Genomic DNA, 6,488 nt, shown 5'->3' with positions numbered 1-6,488 from the left:
CGCCGCAAGTAAAAAGGGGCACGGCTTCGCCGTAGGTTGTGGCCTGCTGACGCAGGCAGGTGGTGTAGAAGGGTTGTGAAAGGAAAAGGCTGTAGAAAAGGTTCTCAAGTTTGACCGGCCTGGGGCCGGAAGGTTCTTAGGTTTGACGGCGCCTTTGGCGCAGAGGGTTGTGGATTGCCGCTTCGCGGTGCACAGCGAACACATTTTGCACTATGCGAACTGGATTCGTAGGGGAGCAAAGCGACCTGAGAATCCAGTGAGTCAGTGACAGCAGAGGATGTAGGAGCGTCAGCGACGCACAAAATGTAGTGAGTCGTTTCCCCTTTAGGGGCAATAAGTTTTTAATGCCACCTGTCGGCGGCAAAACCGTAAAACCGCGCCTGCGGTGCATTTCCACGAGGGTCGCGAGGTTGTATGGTTTTTATTAAAATAGCGCCCTTTATTTTTAAAGGCGCCACCTTCATTTACCATTCACAATTTATAATTTACCATTTTCATAAGGCGCCTGACTCCTCTTGCATTCGGGAATCCCGTATGTCTGTCGTCTGACGTCTTCCCGCCGACTGGCATTTAACAGTTTCTCCCACACTTACTATTCTTACCAAAATCCTTCGCCCCCTCAGGATGACTTGTCCGGCGGGATGGTACCGCAGTCAGCCGTCAGCTGTCAGTGGACAGCGGACAGCCGATAACAGTCTCTCCCGCCCCCTGAGCGAAGCAAATACAACCTTTTTATACAACCCGCCGCGTCAGCGGCACCCCCTGTCCCACTATCTCGCTGTCCCACTAACCACAAAAAACCGGCCCTTTGCAGAGCCGGTTTTCTTATTTCCTTATTTCAATACCGACGGCAGCCAGGTGGCAATGCCGGGGAAGAAGCAGAGAACTGCGATTTCCAGTATCATAATCACCGCAAAGGGAGCGGCGCCGGAGATGATGTCCTGTATGGAGCTGTCTTCGCTGATGCCTTTGATGACGAAGAGGTTCATGCCTACGGGAGGCGTGATGAGGGCCAGTTCCATATTAATGAGGAGCACTACGTTGAACCAGATGGGATCAAAGCCCAGGGCTTTGATGACCGGGTAGAGCATAGGCAGGGTAATCAGAATAATGGAAACGGTTTCCAGCACGCAGCCCAGAATAAGAAGCACAATGTTGATGCCGATGAGGACGATCCATTTATTGAAGTGGCCTTCGGTGACAAGGGACATGAGGGCCTGGGGTACCTGAAGCACGGTGAGGATGTAGCCGAAGAGCATGGCGCCTACCATGATGGCAAAAATCATGCAGGATGTTTTGATGGTGGCGCGGAGGATGGCGGGCATGTCCTCAATGGTAATGCTGCGGTAAACGAAGAAGGTAATGATGAGGGCATACACCGTGCCTACAGCCGCCGCTTCGGTGGGGGTAAAGATACCGGTGTAGATGCCGCCGATGATGATAACCGGAAGGAGAAGGCCCCAGATATTTTCACGGAGGGCTTTCATCTTTTCTGCATGGGTGGCTCTTTCTTCCCGCGGTTTGTTCCAAGAAGCAAAGACGATGTAGGCTACGAAGGCCAGGGTCAGGAGGGCGCCGGGCACGACGCCGGACATGAAGAGCTTGCCCACGGACTCATCGGTAATGGTGCCGTAGAGAATCATGGGGATGGACGGCGGGATGAGGATGCCCAATGTGCCGCCGGCAGCCACAGACCCTACCACCAGTTTCCTGTCATAGCCGCGTTTCAGCATTTCCGGAATGGCCATGGCGCCGATGGTGACGGCGGTGGCTACGGAGGAACCGGAAATGGCGGCGAAAATGGCGCAGGCAAAGATGGTGGCAATGCCCAGGCCGCCGGGGAGGTGGCCCATCCATTTGCTGCCCAGATCGAAGAGGCCGCTCCCCACCCGTCCGGTGAGCATGATCTGGCTCATAAGAATGTAGAGAGGAACTGATGTCAATACGTAGGAGTCCAAAGTCTTAAAGGCAATCACCGGCACCTGGGACAGGGTGGACATATCCACGAACTGGATGATGCCCAGAATTCCTGCCAGGGACAGTGTGAAGGCCACGGGCATGCCGATGATCAGGAGGACGATGATAAACAGGGCAAATCCTGCAAGAACCATTTACTTTTCCTCCTTTCCATCTCGGAAGAAATCACCTAAAAGATGATTGATGATTTCCAGAAACAGCAGTACAAAACCGATGACCATAAAGGTCTGGGGAATCCACATGGGTACCCGGAGCAGGGAAGGAGACACCACTCCCATGGCCTTGCTCATGAGCATGTAGTTGGTGGATTCGGTCATGCACACATACATGACAAAGAGGGAAAGCATGGATGTGAGTACATCCAGCCCCCGCTGCACGGCCCTGGGGAAACGGCTGAAAAGGAAATCCACGCAGATGTGTCCGTTTTTCCTCATGGTATAAGCCATGCCGAAGAAACCGGCCAGCACCAGAAGGTAGGTGGAAATCTCCATCACCCACACCGTGGGACTGTGGAAAATACTGCGGGCAATGATTTCATAGCAGATCATGAAGGCTGTCAGTAAAATGGCAAGCCCTGCAATGGCTGCGGCAAAATTGGTAATGTAACCGAGGATACGGTCATACATATGGTAAATAGAACGCACAGGACAGCCCTCCTTTGTGAAATAGGGAAATAGGGAAATAGTGAGCTAGTGAGCTAGTGAGACAGTGGGACAGTGGGACAGTGGGACAGTGGGATGGGAAAGGTTCTTAGGATTGACGGGTCCTCTGGGCCCGAGGGTTGTGGTATCGCCCTATCGGGCAATGAGTTTTATATGCCGCCTATCGGCGGCCCCCCCTATCCCGCTTCGCGGGACTTCTCCACGGGAAAGCGTCTCACGTGATTTTCAGGTCGCTATCGCTCCCCTACAAATCACGTTCGCTTGCCACCCCCGTCCGGGTAGCAGAATAAACTGCTCTACTCTTACCTGTATATTCATATAGCTCTATGGGGGCACCGCCGCAGGCGGCTATATAGCCATCGCCCCCAGGCGATACCGCAGCCCTCACGGCCGAAGGCCGTGTCAAACCTAAAAACCTTCGGGGCAAAAGCTCCGTCAATCTTGAGAACCTTATCCCTTAGTCCTTTGCCGCTGCGCTGGCTTTGAGGCAGTCGTCCACCAGTTTCTTTCCGAAGTCGCCCTGTTCCTGTTCGAACTTGGCCACTACCGGGGCGGTGGCTTCCTGCCACAGGTGGATTTCATCCTTCGGAATCACATAAACGTCCATACCTTTGGCCGCCAGTTCCTTCAGGCACCGTTCGTCTTCCGCCTTGGTTTCTTTGCGGATTTCATCCTGGATTTCCTTGGCGGTGTCGGTGATGATCTTCTGCTGTTCCGGCGTCAGTTTCTTCCAGGAGTTGTCATTCATGGATACCAGGAATTCTACGTAGGAGTTGTTGGTGACGGTTAAGTACTTGGCCACTTCGTAAATCTTACGGGACAGGATGGCTGTCTGGCCGGAGGACTGGCCGTCGATGGTGCCGTTCTTGATGGCCATGTAAACTTCCGAGGAGCTCATGGTGGTAGGCGATGCGCCCAGGGCCTGGATGATGTCAGCGGAGGTTTCGGAGTAGGAACGGATCTTCATGCCCTGGAAATCCTCCGGTTTTTCGATTTTCTTTACGTTATTGCAGAACTGTACGTAGCCGTAGTCCGCCCAGATGAGGGGATGAACGCCCTTCTTTTCCATTTCCTGGTTCAGCGCCTTGCCCAGGTCGCCGTCCAGTGCATTATCTACGGCGGAGTAGGAGGTGAGGACGAAGGGCATGTCCAGTACCTTCAGCGCCGGCACCACCATGGACCAGCGGGCGGTGGAGTTCATGCCGATATCCAGGCCGCCGCTCATGAGGGCGTCGTTCATGTTCTGGTCGTTGTAGAGCTGGCCTGCCGGGTATACCTTGATGTCGATCTGGCCCTTGGACCGTTCATTCACTTCCTTGGCAAACTTTTCAACGCTCTTGGACAGATGATGTTCCGCGGGGAGCTGGTAAGCCAGTTTCAATTCCACTTTCTGCCCATTGCCGGAAGCGGCCGGTTTCTTATCGCCGCCGGACATACCACAGCCTGTCATCATGCCTGCAATGGCAAGGGCTGCTAAACCTGCTAAAACTACTTTATGACTTCTCTTAAACATACCCATCATGAAATCCTCCTTTGGAAAATACATTTGTCTCTTACTTTTTTGAAATCAAGCTGTACCATCTTCCATACTGCAAAAAACGCCCTGATTGATAAAAATCAACCAGGGCGTAACACCTACGCGGTACCACCTCGCACTATACTCATGCGGCCTTGTAACGCTGCCAAACGCCATATCTTACTCAGTTCAGATACAGGACTTGCGGACGACTCTGTGAGGACCTCCTGCTGCCTTCCACCTTCCGGCAGCTCTCTGTAAGAAAGCCGGTTCACTCGCTTCCGTTCCTTGTCTTTCATGCACAGGTGTGCTGTGAAGCTTTATTCAAAATTGAAGTTGGAAATAGTATACATGCACTTTCCCCCTTTGTAAAGGGGAAAATGAAATTTTTTTGATTTCCGTGAAACTTTAGTGATTCAATTTCTCCAGTTCCATCATAGCCTTGTACACCATGTCGAAGGTAATGTCATAGGGCTTCACCCGCATATCCTTGGTGTGAAGGCAGTTCTGTACCAGTTCGTCGGGGTGCTTGGGATCAATGCCGATGTCCTCCAGGCAGTGGGGCAGGTCGATGGATTTGGCGAAATTGTAAATCTTGTCCCTCTCCTCCAGCTGGCCGTCCATGGTGAGCATCACCTGGAGGCCGTAGTTCACCACGGCACCGTGAAGATGATTGCCTTTATGGGGCGTTCTGGTGTGGCTGTTGTAAATGGCATGGGCCAGGGAAGAGTCCAGGTCGTCCTCAATGCACACGGAAGCCATGCCCGGCGCCACGATGATGGAAAGGATGGCCGGCTCCAGGGCTTCATTCACCTCCTGCCGGTCCACCGCCTCCAGGGCCTTCTTGCCGTATTTCAAAATTCCCGGCGCCACATTCTGTGCATTCCGCACCCCCGTCTGCTGCACCCAGGTAAGCTCCATGCCCCGGGCGGAGAAGGGCACCTCATACTGCTTGGCCAGGGCGTCCCCCAGGCCTGCCCAGAAATACTCCCGGGGCGAATGGGCAATAATGTCGGTGTTGATAAAGGTGTGGTACGCATTCCTGTCCCTGTAAATGGAACCCCGGAAACTGTGGTCCGGATTGTACATAATGCACACCGCCGTCACGGAAGCGCAGTTGGACGCCAGCGTGGGGAAGGTAAAGAGAGGCTTCTTCAGAAGATGGGACGCCCACTTGGACGTATCCACCGCCCTGCCGCCGCCGACGGCAAAAATCATGTCCGCCTTTGCAATTTCCGGAATCTTCGTCAGGGCCTCGGCGTTTTCGAAAGTAGCGTCATCGCCGTATAAGAAAGACCCGGTGATTTCAATGGTCCCTTCGCAGGCCTTCCGAATCAGCGGCTCCGCTGCGGCCCTGGACTTATTACCTCCTACAATCACCGCCGTCTTCCCGTACTCCCGGCAGATGCCGGGAATGGCGTCGTAGGCGTCAGTGCCGATGGTGAAATGGGGGAAAAATGTACTTTTCATAAGAAACTCCTTTTTGTACTGTCAGACTATGGATAGATGGTTACATTATACTCTTCTTTCGGAGAAATGTCAGAGGGTTCAGAGGGGAAGGTGGACGGGGCCTGCGGCCCCGAAGGTTGTGGCCGCTCCGCGGCAGGTTGTGCAGAAGGGTTGTGAGGGAAAAGGTTCTCAAGTTTGACCGGCCCGCCGGGCCGGAGGGTTCTTAGGTTTGACAGCGGCCTTTGGCCGCTGAGGGTTGTGGTTTGCCGCCTGTCGGCGGCATGGCTCGCTCTGCTCGCCTCCCCCTTGCTTGTGCACATCCTGCATAGGATGTGCAAGTCAGCCAAAGTTGGCGCCTAGCCTGCCCATTAAGGCGCCTTCCTTTTGTCTGGCTGACCGTTTGCGCGGGACTTACCCATAGGGAAGCATGTCACTGGATTCTCAGTCGCCTTGGGCTTCCTACAGCACGGCTATCACCGACTCACTGGATTCTCAGGTCGCTTAGGCTCCCCTACGAATCCAGTTCGCTGGAGTGACTCCAGTTCCTTTGCCACCCCGCAAGCGGTGGCAGAACAAAGCTCCGCGAGGCTGATATCTCAAATGCAGCTCTAAGCAAAGCACGGGTTGTTGTCCACTGTGCACATCCTGCATAGGATGTGCAAGTCGGGCGAAGTAAGGCGCCTAGCCTGCCCATAAAGGCGCTTTCCTTTTGTCGCCCGACCGATACAGCGGGGTGGCAAGCGAACGTGGTTCGTAGGGGAGCGAAAGCGACCTGAGAACCACGTGAGACGCTTTCCCGTGGAGAAAGGTGGTGCCGCAGGCACCAAAGGGGGGCGAGCGCAGCGAGCATATATACTCATCGCCGCCAAAGGCGGCGATACCAC

Annotated in this window: 4 protein-coding genes; all 4 read right to left on the bottom strand. The window is 54.2% G+C overall.

The genetic code is table 11. The features are described from left to right. Positions 1-833: 833 nt before the first annotated feature. Positions 834-2,111: a TRAP transporter large permease gene (locus Q0482_RS02390; protein WP_299142885.1), complete on the bottom strand. Its 1,278-nt coding sequence runs from the start codon at positions 2,109-2,111 to the stop codon at positions 834-836. Further along, positions 2,112-2,621: a TRAP transporter small permease gene (locus tag Q0482_RS02385; protein WP_299142882.1), complete on the bottom strand. Its 510-nt coding sequence runs from the start codon at positions 2,619-2,621 to the stop codon at positions 2,112-2,114. Between the two features lie 475 nt (positions 2,622-3,096). Beyond that, positions 3,097-4,161, bottom strand: a complete 1,065-nt coding sequence (locus Q0482_RS02380) for a DctP family TRAP transporter solute-binding subunit (RefSeq protein WP_299142878.1) — start codon at positions 4,159-4,161, stop codon at positions 3,097-3,099. Between the two features lie 402 nt (positions 4,162-4,563). Further along, entirely contained in the window at positions 4,564-5,625 is a 1,062-nt protein-coding gene (locus Q0482_RS02375) for an iron-containing alcohol dehydrogenase family protein (RefSeq protein ID WP_299142876.1), read from the bottom strand. Positions 5,626-6,488 lie beyond the last annotated feature (863 nt).

It is taken from the genome of uncultured Dialister sp. (assembly GCF_937959425.1).
Lineage (GTDB): Bacteria > Bacillota > Negativicutes > Veillonellales > Dialisteraceae > Dialister.
The sequence above is the reverse complement of the archived record's forward strand: the minus strand, read 5'-3'. Positions and strand labels throughout refer to the sequence as shown.

Coding starts and splice junctions, on each gene's coding strand:
- Q0482_RS02380 (WP_299142878.1), bottom strand. CDS start 4,161: ATGATGGGTATGTTTAAGAGAAGTCATAAAGTAGTTTTAGCAGGTTTA.
- Q0482_RS02375 (WP_299142876.1), bottom strand. CDS start 5,625: ATGAAAAGTACATTTTTCCCCCATTTCACCATCGGCACTGACGCCTAC.
- Q0482_RS02390 (WP_299142885.1), bottom strand. CDS start 2,111: ATGGTTCTTGCAGGATTTGCCCTGTTTATCATCGTCCTCCTGATCATC.